23 protein-coding genes are annotated in these 24,915 nt (G+C 45.8%); 20 read left to right on the top strand and 3 right to left on the bottom strand.

All coding sequences use genetic code 11. The features are described 5' to 3' along the window. Positions 1-49: 49 nt before the first annotated feature. From purL to Q0171_RS07840, 18 genes are all read left to right on the top strand, one after another. Positions 50-2,365, top strand: coding sequence for a phosphoribosylformylglycinamidine synthase subunit PurL (purL, locus tag Q0171_RS07925; protein WP_299328700.1), 2,316 nt, complete (start codon positions 50-52; stop codon positions 2,363-2,365). A gap of 61 nt (positions 2,366-2,426) precedes the next feature. After that, a complete protein-coding gene (gene rpmE / locus Q0171_RS07920) occupies positions 2,427-2,630 on the top strand; it encodes a 50S ribosomal protein L31 (RefSeq protein ID WP_299328697.1) in 204 nt (67 codons plus the stop codon). Between the two features lie 7 nt (positions 2,631-2,637). Beyond that, positions 2,638-3,648 carry a 16S rRNA (cytidine(1402)-2'-O)-methyltransferase gene (rsmI, locus tag Q0171_RS07915; protein ID WP_299328694.1) on the top strand — a complete coding sequence of 337 codons (1,011 nt, stop codon included), beginning with the start codon at positions 2,638-2,640 and terminating at the stop codon, positions 3,646-3,648. Next, entirely contained in the window at positions 3,645-4,340 is a 696-nt protein-coding gene (gene rlmB, locus Q0171_RS07910; protein ID WP_299328691.1) for a 23S rRNA (guanosine(2251)-2'-O)-methyltransferase RlmB, read from the top strand. Before rsmI ends, rlmB begins: the two co-directional genes overlap by 4 nt. Next, a complete protein-coding gene (locus Q0171_RS07905; protein WP_299328688.1) occupies positions 4,340-5,329 on the top strand; it encodes a hypothetical protein in 990 nt (329 codons plus the stop codon). Before rlmB ends, Q0171_RS07905 begins: the two co-directional genes overlap by 1 nt. Beyond that, positions 5,329-6,150, top strand: a complete 822-nt coding sequence (locus tag Q0171_RS07900; protein ID WP_299328685.1) for a hypothetical protein — start codon at positions 5,329-5,331, stop codon at positions 6,148-6,150. Before Q0171_RS07905 ends, Q0171_RS07900 begins: the two co-directional genes overlap by 1 nt. Before the next feature lie 89 nt (positions 6,151-6,239). Next, positions 6,240-7,445, top strand: coding sequence for an LL-diaminopimelate aminotransferase (locus Q0171_RS07895; RefSeq protein WP_299328682.1), 1,206 nt, complete (start codon positions 6,240-6,242; stop codon positions 7,443-7,445). 63 nt (positions 7,446-7,508) lie between these two features. Next, positions 7,509-8,465 (top strand): chemotaxis protein, encoded by a 957-nt coding sequence (locus Q0171_RS07890; RefSeq protein WP_299328679.1) that lies wholly within the window; start codon positions 7,509-7,511, stop codon positions 8,463-8,465. A gap of 11 nt (positions 8,466-8,476) precedes the next feature. After that, entirely contained in the window at positions 8,477-9,739 is a 1,263-nt protein-coding gene (gene nspC, locus Q0171_RS07885) for a carboxynorspermidine decarboxylase (protein WP_299328676.1), read from the top strand. Positions 9,740-9,800: 61 nt separating this feature from the next. Next, on the top strand, positions 9,801-10,832 hold the full coding sequence (locus Q0171_RS07880; RefSeq protein ID WP_299328673.1) for an aspartate-semialdehyde dehydrogenase: 1,032 nt from the start codon (positions 9,801-9,803) through the stop codon (positions 10,830-10,832). Between the two features lie 70 nt (positions 10,833-10,902). Beyond that, positions 10,903-11,415, top strand: coding sequence for a preQ(1) synthase (gene queF / locus Q0171_RS07875; RefSeq protein ID WP_299328670.1), 513 nt, complete (start codon positions 10,903-10,905; stop codon positions 11,413-11,415). Between the two features lie 212 nt (positions 11,416-11,627). Beyond that, the gene (gene bamA / locus Q0171_RS07870) at positions 11,628-14,072 is read left to right on the top strand and encodes an outer membrane protein assembly factor BamA (protein WP_299328724.1); all 2,445 of its coding nucleotides are present in this window, start codon (positions 11,628-11,630) and stop codon (positions 14,070-14,072) included. A 67-nt stretch (positions 14,073-14,139) separates the two neighbouring features. Beyond that, the gene (locus Q0171_RS07865; protein ID WP_299328667.1) at positions 14,140-15,189 is read left to right on the top strand and encodes a dehypoxanthine futalosine cyclase; all 1,050 of its coding nucleotides are present in this window, start codon (positions 14,140-14,142) and stop codon (positions 15,187-15,189) included. A gap of 56 nt (positions 15,190-15,245) precedes the next feature. Further along, positions 15,246-16,529 (top strand): pitrilysin family protein, encoded by a 1,284-nt coding sequence (locus Q0171_RS07860; RefSeq protein WP_299328665.1) that lies wholly within the window; start codon positions 15,246-15,248, stop codon positions 16,527-16,529. A 9-nt stretch (positions 16,530-16,538) separates the two neighbouring features. Continuing rightward, positions 16,539-17,966 carry an Asp-tRNA(Asn)/Glu-tRNA(Gln) amidotransferase subunit GatB gene (gatB, locus tag Q0171_RS07855; RefSeq protein ID WP_299328662.1) on the top strand — a complete coding sequence of 476 codons (1,428 nt, stop codon included), beginning with the start codon at positions 16,539-16,541 and terminating at the stop codon, positions 17,964-17,966. 230 nt (positions 17,967-18,196) lie between these two features. Continuing rightward, the gene (locus Q0171_RS07850; protein WP_299328659.1) at positions 18,197-18,448 is read left to right on the top strand and encodes a class I SAM-dependent DNA methyltransferase; all 252 of its coding nucleotides are present in this window, start codon (positions 18,197-18,199) and stop codon (positions 18,446-18,448) included. Positions 18,449-18,499: 51 nt separating this feature from the next. After that, positions 18,500-19,627, top strand: a complete 1,128-nt coding sequence (locus tag Q0171_RS07845; protein WP_299328656.1) for an MBL fold metallo-hydrolase — start codon at positions 18,500-18,502, stop codon at positions 19,625-19,627. Further along, positions 19,620-20,168 (top strand): hypothetical protein, encoded by a 549-nt coding sequence (locus Q0171_RS07840; RefSeq protein WP_299328653.1) that lies wholly within the window; start codon positions 19,620-19,622, stop codon positions 20,166-20,168. Before Q0171_RS07845 ends, Q0171_RS07840 begins: the two co-directional genes overlap by 8 nt. Positions 20,169-20,667: 499 nt before the next feature. Here the strand turns inward: Q0171_RS07840 and Q0171_RS07835 are convergent, their stop codons facing one another. Together Q0171_RS07835 and Q0171_RS07830 are read right to left on the bottom strand one after the other, a co-directional pair. Then, on the bottom strand, positions 20,668-21,501 hold the full coding sequence (locus tag Q0171_RS07835) for a hypothetical protein (RefSeq protein ID WP_299328650.1): 834 nt from the start codon (positions 21,499-21,501) through the stop codon (positions 20,668-20,670). A 9-nt stretch (positions 21,502-21,510) separates the two neighbouring features. Continuing rightward, entirely contained in the window at positions 21,511-22,332 is an 822-nt protein-coding gene (locus Q0171_RS07830; RefSeq protein WP_299328648.1) for a hypothetical protein, read from the bottom strand. A gap of 207 nt (positions 22,333-22,539) precedes the next feature. On the opposite strand from Q0171_RS07830, the gene Q0171_RS07825 reads away from it, so the two are divergent. Continuing rightward, a complete protein-coding gene (locus tag Q0171_RS07825; protein ID WP_299328645.1) occupies positions 22,540-22,731 on the top strand; it encodes a hypothetical protein in 192 nt (63 codons plus the stop codon). An 86-nt stretch (positions 22,732-22,817) separates the two neighbouring features. Then, on the top strand, positions 22,818-23,627 hold the full coding sequence (locus tag Q0171_RS07820; RefSeq protein WP_299328642.1) for a glycosyltransferase: 810 nt from the start codon (positions 22,818-22,820) through the stop codon (positions 23,625-23,627). A gap of 93 nt (positions 23,628-23,720) precedes the next feature. On the opposite strand, the gene Q0171_RS07815 is transcribed toward Q0171_RS07820, so the two are convergent. Further along, positions 23,721-24,665, bottom strand: coding sequence for an oxidoreductase (locus tag Q0171_RS07815; protein WP_299328639.1), 945 nt, complete (start codon positions 24,663-24,665; stop codon positions 23,721-23,723). Positions 24,666-24,915 lie beyond the last annotated feature (250 nt).

Genomic DNA, 24,915 nt, shown 5'->3' with positions numbered 1-24,915 from the left:
ACAATGCCAATCTATCGTCTATATCACAGCACTTTTTTAAGGATTCTCAATGGATAAAACTTTTGCCATACACGATATGCCAAGCGCATTGCAAGCGCACAAACTCTCCAATGATGACTACAAGCAGATTCTAGCGATTTTGGGGCGAGAGCCAAACCTCGTGGAGCTTGGGATTTTCTCAGCGATGTGGAGCGAGCATTGCAGCTACAAATCAAGCAGAATCTACCTAAAAGGCTTCCCCACAAGCGCGCCTTGGGTCATTCAAGGTCCGGGCGAAAATGCCGGTGTGATTGACATAGGCGGGGGCTATGCAGCAGTGTTTAAGGTCGAGTCCCACAACCACCCTAGCTTCATCGAGCCTTATGCTGGAGCGGCAACAGGTGTGGGCGGGATTATGCGCGATATTTTCACAATGGGGGCGCGTCCAGTGGCAAGCCTAGATTCTATCCGCTTTGGTGAGATTTGGAGCGATGATGAAGTAGGGCGAAAGCATAAATCCTTGCTTAAAGGCGTGGTGGCTGGGATTGGCGGCTATGGGAATTGTATGGGCGTGCCAACTATTGGCGGAGAAACAAACTTTGAGCCTTGCTACAATGGCAATATTTTGGTCAATGCCTTTTGTTTAGGGATTGCCAAAGCACAAGAGATTTTCTACGCCAAAGCACAAGGCAATGGCAACCCAGTGCTTTATGTAGGGAGCAAAACAGGGCGCGATGGCTTAGGCGGAGCGGTGATGAGCAGCGACTCTTTTAGTGAGGATTCTAAAAGCCTGCGCCCAACGGTGCAAGTGGGCGATCCATTCACGCAAAAGCTTTTACTTGAAGCCTGTTTAGAGCTTTTTACACAAGATCTAATCATCGGTATCCAAGATATGGGCGCAGCTGGGCTTACTAGCTCTAGCTTTGAGATGGCTGGGCGAAGTGGCAGCGGAATGCGCCTTTACCTAGATAAAGTCCCTATGCGTGAAAAGGCTATGAACGCCTATGAGCTTATGCTTAGCGAGTCCCAAGAGAGAATGCTCATTTGCGCTAAAAAGGGCGCGGAAGAAAAGATTAAAGCGATTTTTGCAAAGTGGGAGCTTGATTGCGAAGTGATTGGGGAAGTTACGCAAAGTGGCGATATGGAGCTATTTTGGGGGGAGCAAAAGGTAGCGCATATCCCCATCGCCCCCATCACAGAAAATGCCCCTGTGCTGCAACTCCCCACCAAAGAGCCTGCCTACATCGCGCAAGCACGAGCGAAAAACCCCCTAGAATCCTTGCAGCACCACACAGCGCGACATAGCCTTACAGACATCGCGCGGATTCTACTAGGGAGTATTGATATTTGCGATAAAGAGTGGATTTATAGCCAATACGACAGCAGCGTGCAGACAAACACGCTTATCGCCGCAGGGCAAGGCGAAGGCAGTGTAATCCGCATAAAAGAAAATGGCGTAGCTCTTGGAGCGGCTATCCATGCGCCTGTGCGCTACTGCTACCTAAACCCAAGAGAAGGGGCGAAAATCGCCGTAGCTAGAGCGGGGAGAAAATGCGCCACAAGGGGCATAAAACCCCTAGCGATAAGCGACTGCCTAAACTTTGGCAACCCAAACAACCCAGAAGTGATGTGGCAGTTTAAAGAGAGCTGCGAGGGCATTAAAGAGGCGTGCGAAGTGCTGCAAACCCCTGTGGTAAGCGGCAATGTCTCACTCTATAACCAAACAGACTCTACTGATATTTATCCCACGCCAACGATTGTGAGCGTGGGGCTAGCGAGCGATCCGCAAGCTATCATCGACTCTGCTTTCACAAAAAAGGGGAGCAAAATCGCCCTGCTAGGAGAGATAGGCGAGGATTTTGGGGGGAGTGTGCTGGAAAAGCTTGTGCAGATGGGCGCGTTTGGGGCGCATTTGGGGGGCGAGATTGTCCCAAGTGGCGACTCGCCCCAAATCGATCTAGCGCAAGAGAAGCGACTCTGGGGACTGCTGCTAGAAGGGATTGGGAGCAGACTTATCCTTAGCGCAAAAGAAGTGGGCGAAGGGGGCTTAGGCATAGCTTTGGCAAAGATGTCTATCCTTAGTAGGCTGGGCTGTGAGGCGCAAATCACCCTGCCCAAGCGTGAAATGCTTTTTAGCCAGACACAAAGCTGTGTAGTGGTGGAGACAAGCGATTTTGCGCAGCTACAAGAGCTAGCACAGAGGCATAATATCCCTTGTGTGCTGCTAGGAGAAGTGCTAGGAGATAGTATTAGCATACAAGTAGACTCTAGCACCGCTAGCTCAAATCAACAAGCAGGCAATCCCCAGGCAATCCACCTATCTATTCAAGAAGCAAGCGAGATATTTTTCCAAAGCTTTGCCTCGAGTATCGCGCGGGGTTTATAGTTTTTTTAAGTCTAAGTGCGCTAGAATCGCGGACTTATTTTCTATATAAAGGGGTATCACCATGAAAAAAGGCATTCACCCAGAATATGTCCCGTGCAAGGTAACGTGCGTAACAAGTGGCAAACAAATAGAAGTGCTTAGCACAAAAAAAGAACTTCGCATTGATATTTCGAGCTTCTGCCACCCATTCTACACAGGTAGCGATAAAATCGCTGATGCGACAGGGCGAGTCGAGAAATTCCGCCAAAAATACAACCTAAAATAACACTTCTGTGCTACTGCTTGTCCCAACCCCTCTAGGCAATCTCAAAGACATTACCCTAAGGAGTTTGGAAGCCCTGGCGCAGGCAGATATAGTGCTTTGCGAAGATACTAGGGTTGCCAAAAGGCTTTACACGCTTTTATATGATCGGTTTTCGCGTGTTTTGTGTGCTGTGGATCTGGGGTCTAGCCCAGAATCTAGCGATCAAGGCTGTGCGAATTTGGATTCTGCTAGATTTAGTCTTGATCCTATGACAAAGCGCTTTATCTCATTGCACTCGCACAATGAGACTGAATTTTTCTCCACTATCACTCCGGAGTTTTTTGCCGACAATGTCATCTATATAAGTGATGCAGGCATGCCTTGTGTTTGCGATCCGGGTGCTAGGCTTGTGGAATATTGTGTCAAGCATGAAATTGTCTATGATGTGCTACCGGGAGCATGCGCGCTTATTACGGCTTTTGCTCATGGTGGGATTAGCTCGCAAGGGTTTGTGTTTGGCGGATTTTTGGCACACAAGCAACAAGAGCGTGAGGAGCAGATTCTACGCTTGCTGGATTCTAGCGCAAAATCCAGTCATAAAGCCCAAGAGTCTAGTCCTCCTATCATCATGTATGAAAGCCCGCACCGCTTGCTGGAATCTCTCCGTTTGCTTGATAAACTCGCACCAGATTCTATGCTTATTGCGACAAAAGAGCTTACCAAAGCCCACCAATACCACGCCCGTGGCACGCCTAAAGAAGTGCTTGTCATGCTCTCATCACGCAATATCCAAGGCGAATGGACGCTAGTTCTCCAGCCCCATGCGCCAATGCTATCTCTCACGCTCTATGAAAACGACATAGCAGAACTCCCACTCCCGCCAAAGCACAAAGCCAAGCTCCTATCCAGACTTACAGGTATGGATACCAAGCATATCTACCAGAATCTAATCCAACAAGAATCTGCGCCAGAATCCGCTAGCACTTTCACACCCAAGAATCCATATCAAAACACAAGCAAACAAAAAGGCAGGCGATGATTATCTATGGCAAGCAAATTGTGCTTTATGCGCTTGCACACTATCCGCAGTATATAGAGGAGTTCTATCTCGCTAAAGAAATCGAGCCAAAGGTATTTTCCCAGATGAGAAAGCTTGATAAGCCGATTTTGCGTCTTGATAGTAAAAAAGCCCAGGCTCTAGCCCGCGGCGGTAATCATCAAGGCTTCTTCGCGCGTATCACACCGCTAGAATCCACCCCATTTGCTAGTATGAAGCAGTTTCAGCGGATTCTCGTGCTTTGCGGAATGAGTGATGTGGGAAATATTGGCGCGATTTTCCGCAGTGCCTATGCGCTTGGTGTGCAGGCAGTCATTATCTCACATATCAAATCTCCCAAAATCGAGCAGATCTTGCGTGCTTCTTCTGGCGCGATGTTTGCCATGCCATTTTGCGTGGTGGATAATGTTCTGGCTTATATGAACGATTTGCAAGGGGCGGGGTTTTGCCTTTATGGGGCGGATATGGGTGGGGAGAATGTGGCGGAGTTTGTGCCAAGCCAGAAGTGGGCATTGTTTCTTGGTGAAGAATCCCAAGGATTGTATGACAAAATTGCAAAAAAACTCGATAAAATACTTGCTATTCAAATGCATAATAATTTCGATTCGCTTAATGTCAGCGTCGCAGCGGGCATTCTCATGGCGTATTTAGACTCCAATACAAAGGCGATATGATGGATAAAGCTCTCTTAGAAGAAAGTCTTCAAAAGCTTAGGCAAATTGGTGTAAAAGAAATTGCCAAGCAGACTAAAATCTCCACTTCCAGACTCCAAGATATCCTTGATTTGCAGTTCGAGCACACACAGCGTGTGCATTTGGTAGGGTTTGTGCAGATTCTAGAGCGTGAGTATAAGCTCGATCTCTCTGGAGTGCTAAAAGCCTATGATGACTATCATAATAATCATTCAGCCCAGCCCGAGCAGGTGGAGAAAAGCGTGCAGGTGCAAGACCTAAGTCTTGATACACAAAAGCAGCGCTATGATGCGATTGATGAGCGTAAAAAGCAAGCAAATTCCAAACAGAAATTCTATATTACGCTAGTGAGCGTAGTGATTGTAATTTTACTTTATCTCGTGTATCAAAATATCGCGAGCAAATACGCTTCTAATGCCAAGGATTCTACCCAAGATTCTGCTACGGAGATTCAAGCAGGAGAGGAAAGCATTCAAGCGGAGAAGGCGGCTCAAGGGGCTCCTCAGGATTCTAGTGCAGAATCTAGCACACCAGAATCCATCTCGGTAGATTCTGGGATAGACTCTACGCCAGATGCGCAATCCCAAAAGATTCCAGATACCAAAGATTCTGCGGCAAGCCCTGCTCAATCTAGCACACTAGAATCCACTTCTGCCAGTCCCGATACAGAATCTAGGGCTGATAATACCATGGCGATTACGACGGATATCATGTTGTGGTTTGATATTATCGACCTTGATACTAATCGTAGAAAATACCAAGGTGTTACCAGCGACACCTACTCGATAAAAACTGACAATCACCGCTGGCTATTGGCATTTGGGCATAGTAATTTTAGTCTCACTATGAATGGCAGCCCTTTCACATTTCCTAAGAGCAACTATCCGCTGTATTTCATCTATGAGCCAGATAATGGCTTTAAGAAAATCGACCCACAAACCTACAAACGCTTGGCGGAACAGGTGAGATGATGACAAAGCTCCATAGGCTTATATGCAGTGTTGCACTAGTGGCAGGGGTGGCTTGTGCAGATGTGCTTGAGGACAAAATCCAAGAGCTTATCGGTCCCCAGTCCTATACGCAAAACAAGAATTTCATCAATAGTATTTTTGCAAATCAGTCGCGATTCTACCTGGGCAATGGCGCTTTAAATGTTGGTGCGGTTGTTTATGCGCTAAAGAATAATGGCTTGCTTTTGCTCAAATTCCCAAGCCCCATGGAGTTGAGCGTAACATTTAAGTCTAAAACCTCGGTCCCTGCGCTAAGCTACACGATGAATGCACTGCTTTCATCTATGGGATATTCATATTTCATGCTTTCTCAAGCCAGCAAAGTTGATGGGCTCTCTAGCATTTCCTACTCACTTGTTACAGAACACGCGCTTGATCCTATTGTGCTCCTCCAAGAGCTTGAGAAGCGAGGGTTTGTGCTGCAGGATATGGGGCGAAAGGCAGTCAATGACTGGAGCTATACAATTCAAGTGCGTGATATACGGCTTTTTAACGCGCGCGCAATAAATGCTAGCGAGTCGCTCTCTTTGCGTGAGGTGAGTGGGCAGTATTGGCTTAGTGTCCCAAAGGGTGGTGGATCGCTGAAAATCATAGCAAATGCCAAGTGGATTCCGCGAATCGTGGGCTATGATACAAATTTGCAAATCGTTCAAACAATCATTGAGCAAAGCCCAAGGGCTGAATTTTCTGTGCGGCTAGATTCTGCGAGTGCCTTTGTTATGATAACAGACGCTGAGAATCCAGGCACGATTAAGCAGATCGAAGTAGGCTTTAAGCCTTGATGTGCATGCTAGTCGGGTAGGACTGCATAGCCTATATGGCATGAAAGCATGGGGGAAACACGGAGATATGGGATATAAAGGAGTGGATTATGTTTGATGAGATAAGCTTTGACAAAATTAAGCGCTTGCCAAAATATGTGTTTGCTGCGATCAATGAGATTAAGCTCTCTATGCGCCAAAATGGCGAAGATGCGATTGATTTCTCCATGGGCAATCCCGATGGTCCCACGCCTGAACATATTATCGACAAGCTCTGTGAGAGTGCCAGAAAGCCAAAAAATCATGGCTATTCAGTGAGTAAAGGAATCTACAAACTACGCGTGGCGATTTGTGATTGGTATGCGCGTAAATACGGGATCACTCTTGATCCAAATACTCAAGCTTGCGTAACTATGGGGAGCAAGGAGGGGTATGTTCATCTCGTGCAGGCAATCACAAGCCCGGGCGATAGCGCGGTTATCCCAGATCCAGCCTATCCTATCCACTACTATGCGTTCGTGCTAAGTGGAGCAAATGTTGTGCGCTTTGGTCTTGAGTGGAATGAGAAAAGCGAGCTTTGTGTAGAGAGCTTTTTTGCCCAGCTTGAAAATGCCTTGCGAGAATCTTTTCCCAAACCAAAATTCGTCGTGGTAAATTTTCCGCATAATCCTACGGCTGTGGTTGTGTATAAAGATTTCTATGAGCGACTAGTAGCAATGGCAAAGAAAGAGCGGTTTTATATTATTAGCGATATTGCCTATGCAGATTTGAGTTTTGATGGGTATCAAGCGCCCTCTATCATGGAAGTCGAAGGCGCACTAGATGTGGCGGTAGAAACCTACACACTTAGCAAAAGCTACAATATGGCGGGTTGGCGTGTGGGGTTTGTCGTGGGGAATACGAAGATGATTGATGCGCTGCAGAAAATTAAAAGCTGGCTAGATTATGGGATCTATACACCCATGCAAGTAGCCTCTACAATCGCGCTTAATGGACCACAGCAGTGTGTGCAGGATATTGCACGCACTTATGAAAAGCGTATGGAAGTGCTAGCCCAAGCTTTTGGCGAGGCTGGCTGGGAGTTGCAAAAAAGTCGTGCGAGTATGTTTATTTGGGCATCGCTACCCAGGCAGTGCGCGCATTTGGGAAGTATGGAATTTTCCAAGCGGCTTTTGCAGGAGGCTAAAATTGCCGTGAGTCCGGGCGTGGGTTTTGGCGAGAAAGGCGAGGGCTATGTGCGTATCGCCCTCATAGAAAACGAGAAGCGGATCCGCCAAGCAGCCAAGAATCTTAAAGCCTTTTTAAAGCAATTTTAAACCTAATCAAGGGCTTTTATGCTATGATTTGCCAAACTCAATCAATAGTTTAGAGGGTGGCGCATGTCAAATTTATCTCAAGTCGATCAAGTTACCAATCTCCATAAAAATAACGAACTTCAACTTCTGTGCTTCCGTCTGGAGAAAGGGCGCGATCTTTATGCTGTAAATGTGTTTAAAATCCGTGAAGTCGTGAAGTATCGTGGCGTAGTTACGATTGTGAGCCATGAGCCGAGTTCTCTTGTCGAGGGGCTTATCACTATTCGCGAGCTTACCATTCCACTGATTGACATGCGCAAATGGTTCTACTACGATAGTAACAATAAAACAAAAGATCTTCGCCCCTACAAAATCCAGCAAGATGGCGAAGACGATATTGTGATGATTTGTGAGTTTTCTCGCTGGACTATTGGTGTGCGTGTTTATGAAGCTGATAGGATTCTAAGTAAAAAATGGACAGAAATCGAGCAGAGCACTGGCGCTGTGGGCGGAAACCCAACAAGCAAGCTTGTGAGCCGCACGAGATATTTTGATGGGCGCTTGGTGCAGGTGGTAGATATTGAAAAAATGCTTGTAGATGTTTTCCCATGGATCGAGAAAGAGAAAGAGGAGGATCTTCAAAAAGTTTCGCGTATCCACACAAACAAAGAAGTTTTGCTAGCTGATGATAGCCCAAGCGTGCTAAAGACTATGCGCATTATCCTTGATCGTATTGGTGTGGTGCATCATGATTTTCTCAATGGTAAGAAGCTACTTGATCATCTCTTTGCCCCCACGACAGATGTTAGCCGTATAGGGCTTATTATTACTGACTTAGAAATGCCTGAAGCCAGTGGCTTTGAGGTCATTAAGCAGGTTAAAAATCATGCAGCCACCGCGCATATCCCAATTGTCGTGAATTCTTCGATGAGTGGGAGCAGTAATGAAGAAATGGCAATGTCTCTTAAAGCCAACGATTTTATCTCCAAGTCTAATCCGCTTGATGTCGAACGCGTGATTAAAAACTTCATGCTGAAATAGATTCTCCAAGCATGCGTGCTATCGATTACTTCTCGCTCCCTTCTCCTTGCTATATCCTGGAGTCTCACAAGCTAGATTCTAATTTGGCTATTTTAAATCGTGTGCAGCAAGAGAGTGGTGCGAAAATTTTGCTAGCGCTTAAGGGCTATGCGTTTTGGCGTAGATTCCAGAATGTCAGGCAAATCTTAAGTGGCAGTGCAGCAAGTGGTATCTATGAGGCGCGGCTTGGTTTTGAGGAGATCGGTGGGCGCGAGAGTGCCAAAGATGTATGTGTATTTTCTCCAGCTTTTAAGCCTGAGGAGATCACTGCGCTTTTGCCAATTGCCACGCATATTATTTTTAACTCTTTTGCGCAGTTTCAAGCCCACAAGCCCACAATCGAGGAGAAAAACAAGCAGCTTAAGGCGCTAGGACTTAGCCCTATTTCCATGGGCTTGCGTGTCAATCCGCTGTATAGTGAAGTTACCCCAGCCATTTATAACCCATGTGCTCCCAAAAGTCGGCTTGGCATTACGCCTGATCAATTTCAAAAAGGTGTAGAATCTCATGGTCTTAGCGGTATTAGTGGCTTGCATTTTCATACACATTGCGAGCAAGATTCTTACGCATTGGAGCGCACACTGACACATATACAAAAGCATTTTGGCGCCTATATTCCACAAATGCAGTGGATAAATTTTGGCGGCGGACATCATATTACGCGCGCGGATTATGATGTAGATCATCTTATCTCGTTGCTAAAAGAGTTTCGCGCTACACATTGCGCCAATGCCTCTACTGCTGATGCTATCGAGCTTTTTCTTGAGCCAGGAGAGGCGGTTGGCTGGCAGTGTGGATTTTTGCTCGCAGAAGTAATTGACATCGTGGAAAATGATGGACAAATCGCAATCCTAGACACAAGCGCGAGCGCACATATGCCAGATTGCTTAGAAATGCCATATCGCCCAAGTCTCGCTAAAATCAGCAAAGCAAGCGGGGAAATTGAGCCAGATAAAGGCGAATGGCATGAAAGGGATAAAAATAAAAAGGTAGGCGCATATCGCTATCGCTTCGGCGGACCGACTTGCCTATCAGGGGATATTATCGGGGATTTTAGCTTTGATAGCCCATTGTGCGTGGGTGATAGGATTATATTCGAAGATATGCTGCATTACACAATTGTGAAAAACACTACTTTCAATGGCGTGCCACTCCCTAGCCTGGGGGTCATCGAAAATGGCACATTCACGCTGTTAAAGTCGTTTTCCTATACAGATTACAAAGAGCGTAACTAGCCTGCGTATCAAATACAACACGCCTAAGAATCTACTCCAAAACCTAAGATAAGGAGAATCTATGAAGCAATACAATATCGCAATTGTCGGTGCCACAGGCGCAGTGGGCGAGGAGATTATCAAAATTCTCGAGGAGGAGCGCTTCCCGGTAAAAAGCATTTTGCCCCTAGCAAGTGCAAATAGTCTTGGCAAATGCGTGGAGATAGGAGGGGAGGAAGTGCCCGTGCTTGTTACAAGCGATGAGGTTTTCAAAGAGCATGATATTGATATTGTATTTTTCTCTGCAGGTGGGAGTGTGAGCGAGCGATTCGCGCAGGTTGCGGCGGATTCTGGCGCGATTGTTATTGATAATACAAGCTTTTTTCGCATGCAAGAGGGTGTCCCTCTTGTCGTCCCCGAGGTCAATCCCGCTGATATTATGCACGCTAAGCGCAATATTATCGCCAACCCAAATTGCTCGACTATCCAAATGGTGCAAGTTCTAGCACCACTGCATAAAGCTTTTGGGATTAGGCGTGTAGATGTGAGCACCTATCAAGCCGCAAGTGGTGCAGGCAAGCGTGGTATGGAAGAGCTTATCATGCAGATGCAGAAGTTTTTTGCATTTGAGCTAGAATCTTGCGAGCCAGAGGTGTTTGCCCACCGCCTGGCGCTTAATGTTATCCCGCATATTGATGTATTCCTTGATAATGACTACACCAAGGAAGAAATGAAAATGATCAATGAAACACACAAAATCATGCACGCCAGCTTTCCTATTAGTGCTACTTGTGTGCGTGTGCCTGTGCTTCGCAGCCATAGCGAGTCTATCACAATTGCATTTGAAAGCAGTGTGAGCGCGAGCGCAGCACGAGAAGTGCTAGAATCTGCGCCAAATATTGTGCTTCTTGATGAGCCAAAGGAAAAATCCTACCCTATGCCCTCAATCGCCACTGATACTAATCACACCTATGTGGGCAGAATCCGTCAAGATAATTTTGATGATAAGATTCTCCATCTTTGGTGTGTGGCGGATCAAATCCGTGTGGGTGCGGCGACAAATGCCGTGCGTATCGCGCAAAAGTGGGCAGACATTGATAGCGCTAAATCGTAAGAAGCGAGAATCTGCGTGCCAATTTACAAGAATTTACCCTAGAATCTAGCCAAACTTATAAGGATATTGCATGCTAGCAGACCTCAAAGACTCCCCAGAATCCAGCTCCAGCTCTAATCACAGCACTCTCCATGCTCTTGGTGCGCCCACGACCTATGAGCATACCTATGCGCCACAGGTGCTGGAGGCTATCCCAAACCCCCACCCAGATATGGCGTATTTTGTGAAATTCAATTGCCCAGAATTCACTTCGCTCTGTCCTATCACAGGTCAGCCAGATTTTGCTACGCTCTACATCAGCTATATCCCAGATTCTCGTATCGTAGAATCTAAATCGCTCAAGCTCTATTTGTTTAGCTTCCGCAATCACGGCGCATTTCATGAGGATTGTGTAAATGTGATTCTAAAAGATCTCAATAAGCTCCTAGCGCCGCACTACATCGAAGTGTGGGGAAAATTTCTCCCACGAGGCGGACTTAGTATCGATCCGTATGCCAATCTCGGTAAGGGTGTATATGAGGATTTTGCGCGTAAGCGCTTGGAGCTACATGACCTTTCCCCAGAGATTATTACAAACCGCTAGAATCCATGCTTGCAGATTCTGCAAGGATTTGGTATCCCAAATCAAACAGCCCTGTGTGTATCTGGCGCATGTCGTGTCTCCATGCTAGAATTGCCATTTAAGCCAATGCTACCTTTATTTGGCTATAATGCGCGCTTATTTACTCTCAAGAGAACTTTTTGCAAGGGAAGCTTTTGTTATACCAGTTCATAAAACGCCTGTGTGCTTGTGCTATTGTTACTGCGAGTGTAGCGACAGGTGCGCTATGTGCGAAAATCACATCGATTGAATATGAAGGCTTGCAGTCTCTCTCCCCCATGCTTGCTAGTGAGATTTCCCAGATAAAGCCCGGCGATGAGCTAGAATCTAGTGCGGTAGATTCTGCAGTGCGCGCATTTTATAATCAAGGCTATTTTAAAGACATTGTGGTGGGTTTTGATAATGGGGTATTGGTGTTTTATTTCACCGAGAAGCCGCGCGTGGCGAGTGTCGAGATCAAGGGCTATGGCAGCGATCAAGAGAAACAAACACTCATAACCCAAATGGGAATCAAAAAGGGTGAGACATTTGATGAGCAGAAAATCGAGCGTGCCAAAGAAGTGCTTAAAAACATGCTTGAATTTCAAGGCTACTACGGATCAGTCGTGCAAGAAGAGCTTACTAAAACTGACAATGCTGATGCGTATGCAATCATCTTTAATGTCAATCGCGGGGATAATATTCTTATCCGTAAAGCCCACTATGATGGGCGAGAGAAGCTTAGTGTCTCCAAGCTAGAATCCCTAAGCGCCAATAAGCAGCGCGATTTCATGGGCTGGATGTGGGGGCTCAATGACGGCAAGCTCAAGCTCCAAGAGCTTGAATATGATAGTCTTAGAATCCAAGATGTCTATATGCGAAATGGTTTTTTGGACGCAAGCGTGTCTGCACCTTTTCTAAGTGCGAATTTTAACAATCTCTCTGCCCAGCTCTACTACACGATTAAAGAAGGCGTGCAATATCGCGTAAAAGATATACGGATAAATCTCAATAACCCAGACATCATCTCCCTAGAAACCTTGCAAAAAGCCCTAAAAGTGCAGAAAAAAGAGATATTTAATATTGAAGATTTGCGCGCAGATGCACAAACACTAAAGCGTCTCATCGCAGATAAAGGCTATGCCTTTGCCCAGGTGCGCCCAGATTTGGATAAAGATGAGGCAAATGCCGAAGTTACTGTGCTTTATCACATAGATTCTGGGAGTAAGGTGCGTATCGGAGATGTGCTAATTTCTGGGAACACCCGCACAGGCGATAGGATTATCCGCCGCGAGATTCTGCTAGCACCGGGCGATGAATACAGCTTAACCAAAATTGCAGAATCCCAAAATGCTCTGCAACGCTTAGGCTTTTTTGACAATGTCAAAATTGATGAAAAGCGCGTAAGCGAAGATACTATGGACTTGCTTGTAAGTGTAACCGAGGGGCGCACAGGGCAGCTGCAGTTTGGACTGGGCTATGGAAGCTATGGTGGGCTTATGATCAATGGCTCTGTGGCAGAGCGCAATCTCTTTGGCACGGGGCAGAGCGGGAGTATTTATGCTAATATCTCCACGGGGACAGGACAGAGCTATAACTTCAACTACTACGGGCAGACACGCAAATACAATGGTCGCCAATTCTCCGGGAATATCTCGCTCACAAACCCCAGAATCTTTGACTCCAAATTCTCCACTTCTGGCAGTATCTATGGGAACTACTACATCAACTACATCTACATCGAGCAAAGCGGTGGATTTAGTCTAAATGCTGGGCGCCTGCTCACGCCCACTTTACGTGTAAGCTTGGGCTATGACATTAACATTGTAAAGACTTATGATTTTACAAGCAATTTGTATGAGCAATTTTACTCATCAAAAGATCAGATTTTTACCGATAAGATTAAAGACCCTGCTCGCCCTGATTGCAAGCCTAGCGATAAAGATGATTGTATGGTAGAAGTAACTAGGCGTGGCTTGTGGGATAAAGACAACCACTTGCCCATCACTTCATCAATCACACCAACTATCAACTATGACAATACCGATGACTACTACTTCCCCAAAAACGGCATAATCGCCTCCGCCTACGCGCAGTTTGCTGGGCTTGGAGGCACGGTGCGCAATGTCAAAGCCTATGCCAAGCTTGGGCTCTATTATCATCTGCGATCGCTTCTTGGGATTGACTTAATCGCGCGCTACAAGGCGCAAGGCGGCTATCTCTTTCGCTTTGATAGAGAGGACTTTTTGCCGCTTAATGGGACATTCTACATGGGGGGTGTTACGACGATTCGCGGATTCCGTGCTGGCTCTATCACTCCGCGCAATGCCGATGGGCTCTGGGTGGGCGGCGATGGCATGTTTGCAAACTCGCTTGAGCTAAGTTATGGGATTTTAGAAGCGGCGAAAATGCGCTTGGCGCTCTTTGCGGATTATGGATTTTTGACTTTCAAACAAACAAATGGTGTGGCGGATTTTAAAGACTATGGGATCATCGGCACGGGCAATCACGCCCTAGAGTGGCGCGCATCAGTAGGCGTGGCAGTGGAGTGGATCTCGCCCATGGGACCGCTAGTGCTGATTTTCCCCATTAAGCGTTTCAATCAAAAGCCAGGCGACTATACTTCAAGCTTTGAATTTTCTATGGGGACTAGATTCTAGCGAGGAGCGAGAGTTATAGGGGGTTTGGCAAGCTAAGAATCTAACGACATAATACTAAGGAGAGAATATGGTAAAGCGATATAGTCAAAGCGAGATAAAAGATCTTATGCAGCACGCCAGTCTCCGTGAGCTAGGCAAAATGGCAAGCCAAGTCAAGTCCGTGTTCCACCCTAATAAAATCACGACATTTATCGTCGATCGCAATATCAATTACACCAATATCTGCTGGGTGGATTGCAAATTTTGCGCCTTTAAGCGTAGGCTTGGTGAAGAGGGGCAGTATATTTTGAGCTTTGAAGAGATTGATACAAAGATTGAAGAGCTTCTAGCCATCGGTGGCACGCAGATCCTCTTCCAAGGGGGCGTGCATCCAAAGCTTAAAATTGATTATTATGAAGAGCTTGTCTCTCATATCGCGCAGAAATATCCCCAAATCACTATCCACGGCTTTTCTGCCATTGAGATTAACTACATCGCCAAAGTCTCTAAGCTCTCTATCCCAGAAGTGCTAGCACGCCTTAAAGCCGCTGGACTAAGCTCAATACCTGGGGCTGGCGCGGAGATTTTAAGCGATAGGGTGCGTGATATTATCGCGCCTAAAAAGTTGGATTCTAGCGAGTGGATAGAGGTGCATAGACAAGCCCATAAGCTAGGCATTAAATCTACTGCGACAATGATGTTTGGCAGTGTGGATAATGATGATGACATTATCGAGCATTGGCACAGGGTGCGCGATCTGCAAGATGAGACAGGGGGATTTCGCGCCTTTATTTTATGGAGCTTTCAGCCAGATAACACACCCTTGCAGCAGGAGTTCCCCGATATGAAAAAGGCTAGCTCTAATCGCTACTTGCGCCTGCTTGCTTGCTCTAGGCTCTACCTAGATAATATCCCCAATATCCAAAGCAGCTGGGTAACGCAAGGCAGCCATATAGGGCAGCTAGCACTGCTCTTTGGCGCAAATGACCTAGGTAGCACGATGATGGAAGAAAATGTTGTAGCCGCCGCAGGGGCGCGCAATGCGATGAACCAAGAGCAGATGATAGCCCTTATCAAAGACATAGGCGAGCTACCGGCTAAACGCAACACAGCGTATGAGATTTTGGAGCGGTTTTGATGCGTGCGAGAATCTCAATCTCAATCATCTTACTATCTCTTGTCATAGGAGTGCTTATGGGAAAAGAAACCACACTGATTTCTACTAAAATTGCGGGCGTGGAAATCCCTGTCATTTATGAGCGATCCGCACTTATCCCTGCTGGCAAAGTTCGCTTGATATTCCAGGGTGCTGGTAATGTGCAAGATGGCGCACTTATCGGTCGATCCGCATTACTTGAAGAGCTCTTAAATCGCGGAAGTAAATCGCGCGGGAATGTTGGCTTTGCCGAGGCATTGGAGCGCGAGGCGATCTCGCTTGATGTATCAAGTGGCTTACAGACCCTTAGCTTTGGCTTGGATTTTTTAAGTGAGGCGAGGGATTCTGCATTGGTGTTGTTGGGCGAGCTTGTCAAAGACCCAAATTTCACTGCCGCCGAGCTCAAAAAGGCTAAAACTGCCATAATCGCTAGAATCCTCGCAAACCAAAATGACTATGATTATCGTGCTGAAGAGCTGCTAGATTCTGTGCTGTTTGCTGGCACGCCACTAGCACAAAGCAAGCTCGGGAGCAAGGAAGACATCGAGCGCCTTAGCCTAAAGGATATCAAGCAAGCTTATGCTGATGCCCTCCAGCTTAAGCGGCTTATCATTATCATCGGTGGCGATGTGGAGCTAGAGGAGATCACGCGTGCGCTAGATTCTATGCTCTCCCATCTTCCGCAAGGGCAGCCCTATGAGAAGCCCACATTTCAAGTGCGCGAGAATCCAGAGAGTAAAAGCGACTATGCTCCTACCCAGCAAGCATATATTTACTTCGGCTCGCCATTGTATGTGGGCGATCTTGCCAAAGAGCGCTATCTGGCTAGGGTGGCTGCATTTATCCTAGGATCTGGGGGCTTTGGCTCAAGGATCTTGGAAGAAGTGCGCGTGAAGCGTGGGCTTGCCTATGGGGCGTATATCCGCTTTTATCCAAGCACATATACTTCCTACACAAGCGGCTATCTCCAAACCAAGCTAGAATCCCAAGATGAAGCCATAGCAGTAGTCAAGCAAACGATTGTAGGGTTTGTCAAAAACGGCGCGACACAAGCCGAGCTTGACGCGGCAAAAAAGTTTCTCCTAGGGAGCGAGCCACTAGGGAGCGAGACGCTTTCACAGCGGCTTACACGCGCTTTTAGCGACTATTATGTGGGGCTTGGGGTAGGGTTTAGCCAAAAGGAGCTTGATCAAATCCGCACGCTCGATCTCGCCACGCTTAATGCTTACATCAAAGCCCATAGTGAGATAGAGAAGCTTAGCTTTGGGATTATCACTGCGCCAGAATCTAGCCCAAAGACAAAAAACCAGAGCAAAAAATAAGGAGTATCGATGTCAGCTTACGAAACAATTATCGGGCTTGAAGTCCATGTCCAGCTAAACACCGCCACAAAGATTTTCTGCTCCTGTGCCACAAGCTTTGGGCAAGAGCCAAACAAAAATGTCTGCCCCACTTGCTTGGGACTGCCCGGTGCATTGCCTGTGCTAAATCGCGAAGCGGTCAAAAAGGCGATTAGCTTTGGCACAGCAATCAATGCCACAATCAACCAAAACTCCATATTTGCGCGTAAAAACTACTTCTACCCCGATTTGCCCAAAGCCTATCAAATCAGCCAATTTGAGATCCCAATTATAGGGCGTGGGGAGATTGAGATTGAAGTAAATGGGGAGCAAAAGACTATCGGCGTTACTCGCGCTCACCTAGAAGAAGATGCGGGCAAAAATATCCACGAAAGCGAGTATTCAAAAGTGGATTTAAACCGCGCTTGCACGCCGCTTTTAGAAATTGTAAGTGAGCCGGATATGCGAAGTAGTGATGAAGCCATTGCTTATCTTAAGAAACTGCATTCCATCGTGCGATTTTTAGGCATTAGTGATGCCAATATGCAAGAAGGGAGCTTCCGCTGTGATGCCAATGTCTCTATCCGCCCTAGTGGAGATTCTAGGCTTTATACAAGAGTAGAGATTAAAAATCTAAACTCCTTTAAATTTATCCAAAAAGCCATAGAATACGAAGTGGAGCGGCAGATTGAAGCGTGGGAAGATGGCAAATATGAAGAGCAAGTCGTGCAAGAAACTCGCCTTTTTGACACCGCAAAAGGCGTAACTCGCTCAATGCGTGGCAAGGAAGAAGCGGCAGATTATCGCTACTTCCCAGACCCAGATTTACTGCCTGTGTTTATTGATGAAGAGTTGATGACACAGGGCAAGCAAATCCCAGAAATGCCCGATGAAAAAGCACAAAGATATGTCAAGAACTTTGGCATTAAGCCCTATGATGCAGGTGTGCTGACTTCTAGCCTAGAGCTAACAAAATACTTTGAATCTATGCTAGAGCTTGGTGCAAGTGCCAAAGGCTCTCTCACTTGGCTGACAACAGAGCTTCTAGGGCGGCTAAAGGGCGAAAACACCCTGCAAACTTGCGGGATAGATTCTGCCACACTCGCCACACTAGTTAAACGCATAGATGAGAGCAAAATCAGCGGAAAAAGTGGCAAAGAAATCCTAGATGTGCTTGTGGAGCAACGCGGCGGCGATGTGGATTCTCTCATAGAATCTATGGGATTAGCACAAGTCAATGACGATGGCGCAATCCTAGCTGCCATAGATTCTGTGCTAAGTGCCAACCCTGATAAAGTCGCAGAATTTAAAAGCGGCAAGGATAAGCTTCTAGGCTTTTTTGTAGGGCAGGTGATGAAAGCAAGCAAAGGCGCAAACCCCGCTCGTGTCAATGAGCTTTTAAAAGAGAAGCTACAATGACTTACACGCCTATCCCCCTAGAAGATTTCTTATCAAATGCTCATAGCCCAAGTGAGAGTGAGCTAGAATCTTTTAGCAAATATAGGGATAGGTTTTTGCACACTTAAGCATTTATGGGGGTAATAAAGCTAGAGTGCTTTTTGGAGTAAAAAGTCTAACAAATTTGCTATTTTATCCCACGAAATGATAAATATCTATATGCGGTGCTAGACCCTAGGCTCACTTTTTATATGAAGCAAAGCGCTTCAGGTTTAGGTAGCGGTGCTTTAAGGTGGATAAAACAATTTATAGAAAAACTCCCCAAAATCACAGAATCTAATAAGCCCCTGTGTGATGAAATTGTAAAATGTGTAGATAAAATCCTAGAATCTAAAGCAAAAGATTCCGCCCTTGACACAAGCAAGTTAGAATCTCAAAATGACTCTTTAGTCTATACACTCTACAATCTCACAAACGATGAGATAGAAATTGTTGAAAAGTAGTGTGCTATAATGCTACATCACAAACAATATTTATGAATAAAGGCATATTAAGTGAATTATGAAATAGATTTTTTACCTGTTGGCAACGGAAACAATAGTGGAGATGCAATCGCATTGAGATGGTGGCAGGGCGATTGGGGTAGAAACAAACAAAAGGTGATGATTATTGATGGGGGGACAAAAGAATCTGGGGGTGCTTTGGTTAAGCATATCCAAAAATATTATAAGACAGATTGCGTGGATTATGTTGTCAATACCCATCCCGATAAAGATCATGCATCAGGTTTAACTGAAATATTAGAGAATCTAAAAGTAAAGGAGTTATGGATACATAGACCTTGGTGTTATATTGATCAAATCATCAAGTTTATTGATAATCCAAGTAATAATTTTAAAAGGGATAAAAGAACCACAACTGATAGTATGCGTGAAAGGTTTGAACAGAAATATTATCAATATGCTAGGAAATTAGAAACAATTGCCACGCAAAAAGAAATCGAGATAAAAGAACCTTATGAAGGGTGTCAAATTGGTGTTTTTCAAGTTTTATCTCCAAACAAAGATTGGCACTTATACGATCTTATACCAAACTCTAATAAAACGAAGGAAATTTCAATAGAAGATTCTAAACAAACAAGTATTCTAGAATCAATGAGAGAAGTTTGCATTAATGTTGCAGAAAATATGAATATAGAAACTTTAAAAGAATATAACAAAGAAAAAGGCAAAACAAGTGAAGAGAATGAAAGCAGTGTTATTCTTTATGCTAATTTAGATGGGAGGGGGATACTTTTAACAGGAGATGCTGGAAACGAAGCATTGCAAAATGCCCATAACTATGCCTTAAGTCAAAATATAAATATTTCTAAAAGTTTAAGCTTTATCCAAATTCCACATCACGGAAGCAGAAGAAATGTCAGCCCGTCTATCTTAAATAAATTTATAGGCAATAAAAATACTAACAAGAAAAACTCAATTGTTGCCTTTGTTTCGGCTGGGAAAGATGATGACAGACACCCTAGAAGAGTGGTTATTAATGCTTTTATTCGCAGGGGATGCAAGGTTATTGCTACACAAGGAAGCACGAAACGACACCGCAATGGTAATGTGCCACAAAGAGAGGGTTGGATAACCGCAGAACCACTGCCATTTTATGATAAGGTAGAATCGTATGAATGATTTTAGGCAACTTTTTGGCTCTTACAATCTCTGTGCAAGATTTGCACCGGGATTTTTATTTGTAATTGCAATATATTTTTTGCTTGGCTATGATATTTCTTTGTTAGAAAATAATAGTATTATTTTTATGTCATTAATTATCATTTTATCTGGTATTTTTGGTTTTACTTCTGCCTCATTGATTAAATTTGTCGAACAATTTATTTGGGAAAAATTTGAAAATCCTGTTATTAATTATCTTAGCAAGAAACACTTCGTTTTATATAATAAACTTAGCAACAAGCACAAAGACAAATTGCTAAATCATATACTGGCAATTACGAGAAATGATACAAAACTATTTTGGAAAAATGTATCTTATGGCTTTTTTAGAAACTCTATTTTATTATCTTTGCTGTCTTGTTTTTTCTCATATTCAAGTAAATATTTTTGTTATAATATCTGCATTGTTGTTTTTACTATGATTATGACTTGTATATGTTCGCGTTATTATGCACATCAAGCGATCGAAAGCTATTTGGAAAAACAGAATAAAATTTAAAATTTTTAAAATACATTTTGGAGAAAATGGAAGCGTGAAAGCAACAGGGGCAATAGAAAATCTCTTATTTGTGTCATATAGCATTATAATGTTTTTATTTTCACTCCAAAAAACCGCACGCAAAAATTCCATAATCCCACACTAAATATGCTACATCTTAGATTCTAAATAATCACTCAAAGTCTAGTCATAAATAGAATCTAAGCAGAATCCAGCAAAGACTACATTTTAACAACGCGCGATTTCACAAAGCCTCCAAATCCAATTACATACGCTCCACTCGCGCTTCCCCATTGCCTACAATGCAATACTTATAACCCCACAGAGATTCTATCCGCAATCATACGCAAACAAGCTTCTGCACACACAATCTTGTAAATATCGATATTCGCTGGAGAAAAAGCGCGTGCGTGAAAATATCTTTTGTGATATCACTTGCGGCAGTATAGGCACGCCTCAATCCACACCCCTTAGATTCTAGCATGCTAGAATCCTTGTGTTAAAACCCAAAGCTATATTGCAAAAACACCCTATGTGTGCTGTTTTTGGGCTCATACAGAGCGGTCTCCTTGCCTGTGTAGATACTTGTCGTTCTCATAGCATCTGCTGCTTCTATGCTCCAGTATTCATACACAAGCCGCACAGATCGCATGCCCCCGTCTTTTGTCAAAAAGTTTGCCCCGATATATGCCAAAGCACCAAAGCCATCGTGCTGCAAGACACTATAATCATCAGTAAATCCATAGCGAGTGCTTGCGGAGAAGTGGTTGCCAAAGATTAGGTAGCGATAGCCTCCGCCATAGCTTATGGCTAGATTTTGTGAGATTTGACTATGCCCCTCAAGCTCTATGGGGAGATAGAAATAGCCTTGAAATCTTGTCATAGGGATAACTTCCGTGCGATTTGCGTGGTAGCCCGCACCACTTTGGAAAAAGAGCGAGCTTGCAGGCAAAAAATGCAAGAAATCATAGCCCACCTTTAGCTCCACATCGCCAGCGATAGCGCCTGTGGGCTGCTGGAGCTTGCGCCCATTTCTGCTATCATTGTCTGTGTCTAAAATCCCCCCTGTATAGACCCCTAGTGCGTAGTTAAACCGAGCCGTGCCCTCAAGCTTTAGCCCAAAGCTAGTGATATTGCCAAGCTGCCCACTAAGCCCAAACATCGCCGTATCCATACGCATAACACGGCTAGAGTCCCTGCCTATTTCGCCATAGTGATAGTAGCCTGTGTAAAATCCTAGTGATGAGTAGAATCCACCTTTGTAAATCAGCCCCTCTGCGTAGCTCGCGCTGCAAGCAATCACAAGTATTAAACCTTGTAGTATAGTTCTCATCATTACCTCCTAATACCCTATACCCAATCGCACGCCGACATAGCCCAGATTAGACTGCGGATAAGACAGCACAGCTTCTGCGCCGGGCTTGAGTCCGGGCGTATCGGTTTGATTAGGATTGCCCACAAGAATGCCAGGCGAAGCCCCAAACCCATAATACTCCGCCACAAATGTCCCAAAGAAATACAACCTCGGCGAGGCATACAATCTCCCTCCAAAATGCAGCCGCAAGCCATAGCTACTGCTTAGAGGAAGTGCCTTAGTGGCAATCATAGTGGATTGCTCAAGTGCTATATCATAGGCTAGGAGATATTCTAGCTCTAGGGCTGGAGAGACTCGTAGCTCGCCGCGTAGCTCGATAGGCATATACACTGCGACAATAGGAGCGGTGGTTGTATTTGCCACGATATTGCCATACTCTAGGATTTTTAGCCCGGTGCCAAGATACAAGGGCTTATCATAGCTGCGGCGTATCAAGTGATACCCACTATAAATCCCCAAATCTATAAGCAAGTTAATATCCCCCACCGGTGGCACGCTTGTGAGATCTTGCATGCCTTGCACCATATAGTTATCAAGACTCCCCACGCTTCCGCCACCTGTGGCACTAAGCCCAAAGCCCAAGCCAAGCCTCGTCGTGTAGTCATAGCTTGCGAACAACGCCTCATGCAAGCCAGAGGTGCTAGCATTGGCGCTAAAGTGCCATAGCCCTGTGGATTGTATGGCTATTTGTGCGTGAGAGCCGCGCTTTTTAGGCTCATCTGCTAGAGCGATAGAGCATAGAGCCACGCACACTATCGCATAGACTTTGACATATCTTTGCATTTTCATCTGCCACTCCTTACGCCACATAGCCGTGCATTGTGCAGAAAAATACCTAAATATCTACTAAATCACGCTCTAAGTCCAGCGCACTCTCTTATCGCAGGATTTTAGCTAGATTCTGCGGCATGTGTGCAAGGTGCGCTGCGCGATAATGGCGGGAGACTTGCGTATATTTAGCTATAATTGCCCCTCGATAAATACCAAGGAGCACTTATGACAAAAATTCTCATCACACTAAAAGACATCACCGTAACAGGCGGCGCAGAGCGAGTATGTGTCAATCTTGCTAACGCCCTAAGCAATCGTGGCTATGAAGTCATAATTGCAAGCTTTTATCAAGTCCATGCTGCCCCCCCCCCTACGAGCTTTGCTCTAGGGTCAAGCTTCGCGCATTTTCACACATAAATCCATGGAGCAAGAATCTTTTCGCCAAGCTTTTTGTCAATCTGCTTCACCGCACACTCATTAGCCGCAAAATCGACAGATTTATCATGCAAACCGCCCCTGACATCGTCATCGCAAATGACGGCTGGTATCTCCCGCCCCGCTCCAAATCCACCCCAGAATCCACCCCACTTTACTATAGGATTAGCCACCTAAACGCCCCTAGATTCTCCGCACGCAAGGTCAAAAATTTCGCACGCTTTGATAAGCTCATCTTGCTTTCGGGCAAAGAGCTTTCAGCATGGCAGCAAATCCACGATGACATCAGTATTATCCCAAATTTCCTCCCCACACTCCCCACTCGCCAAGCAGATCTCACCCAGCGCCGTGTCATCGCAGTAGGGCGGCTAGTAGGGCAGAAAGGGTTTTTGCGATTGGTGGAGATCTGGGCGCTGGTGCAGCAGCATGAGTGTGCGCAGGGCTGGGAGCTGGTAATCATCGGCAGTGGCAGCATGCAGCAAGAGCTAGAATCCAAAATCACCGAGCTTGGTCTGCAGGACACAATCAAGCTCAAGCCTTTCACAAGCGATATAGGGAGTGAATATCTCGCAGCAAGCATGTTTGTGATGAGCAGCCATTTTGAGGCATTGCCTATGGTGCTACTGGAGTCTGCTAGCTATGGACTGCCCGCCGTGGCGTTTGATGTCAAAACAGGACCTAGCGATATTATCGAGCATGGAAGCAGCGGGTATCTCGTAGAGAACGGAGATTTGCAGGGCTTTGCTCACAGGGTGCTTGAGCTTATGGGCGATGAGACTAAGCGCGCGAGCTTTGGCAGGACTGCGGCACAGATTGTGGCACAGCGATTTAGCAAGCAAGCGATTTTGCCGCTGTGGGATACGATTCTAGGAGAGTAGATACTGCCAGAGTGGATTCTAGCCTGCATTTTGCGCAAACACAGCCAAGCCAGCCAGCAAGCCAGATCCACCTTTATCTCACCTCCTTGCCGCCTACCAGCTCCTGCCCCAAGCAAACGCGATAAGCCTATCAAACAGCCTATCGCCAAGCACACGCCTAGCATAGAGCATGGGGCGCGCCATAAACCCAACGAGATAGCGAGTTTTCGGGCGTTTGGCGTGAATCGCAGTGATAATGGTTCGCGCGATAGTATCAGGAGATGAGAGGGAGCTGCCTTGATAGGTTTGGTGCAAGGCGCGTGCATATTTCTCGCAGGATTTCGCATACGCACCATTACTGCTAATCTCTCGCAAATGCCTAGCAGCGATGACCCCCCAATCCGTCTTAATACCTCCTGGCTCGATGAGGATCACATCAATCCCAAAGGGCTTTAGCTCCAGCCGCAGACTATCGCATAGCCCCTCTAGCGCGTATTTACTAGCATGATACCAGCCGCCAAACGGCGTCCAGACGCGCCCAGCTATGGAGCTTATAGCGATGATTTTGCCATGATTTTGCGCGCGCATACTAGGGGCGATGAGCTGCACAAGCCGCGCGAAGCCAAAGAGATTGACATCAAGCTGCGCTCTTGCTGATTCCAGCGGGACATCTTCAATCGCTCCATAAAATCCATACCCAGCATTGCTGACAAAAACATCAATCCGCCCCTCTTGGCGCAGCACTTCTTGCACACACGCCTCTATCGACTCATTTTTAAGCAAGTCAAGATACAAAACCACTATCCCAAGCGCGCGCAAATCCTGCATGCACTCTACACGCCGTGCCGCAGCATAGACCTTGAGCCCTGCATTATGCAGCATGATAGCAGTGGATTTGCCTATGCCAGAGCTAGCACCTGTGAGAAAGACGACTTGCCCAGCTGTGTGGGAAGCAGCTCGGGCGGGCGTGGAGTTGTGGGCAGGAGTAGAGTTGCAGGAGGAGCTGGAGCTATGCTTTGTGGCTTTGTCTATTGCGGTGGGGGTATCTGCGGTGCGCATGGTATCCTTTCGTGGTATGGGGTGTTATGGATTGAGTGAGCTAGATTCTAGCGAGCATTATAGTCTATTTATGGGCTTTTAGATGTTGTGTTGCTTGTTTGGTTTGCTTGGTGGATTGGGAGTTGTAGAATCCACCTTTGCAAGCTATGGGCACGGGCGTTTTTTTTTTTTGATTTTGCTATAATCGCGGCTTTAGATTTCTTGCTTTAAGGAGTTTTTATGGAAACGCTTAACACAAATAGCCCTCTAA

Origin of the sequence: uncultured Helicobacter sp., assembly GCF_937906905.1 — a bacterium.
Classification (GTDB): Bacteria; Campylobacterota; Campylobacteria; order Campylobacterales; family Helicobacteraceae; genus Helicobacter_B.
The sequence above is the reverse complement of the archived record's forward strand: the minus strand, read 5'-3'. Positions and strand labels throughout refer to the sequence as shown.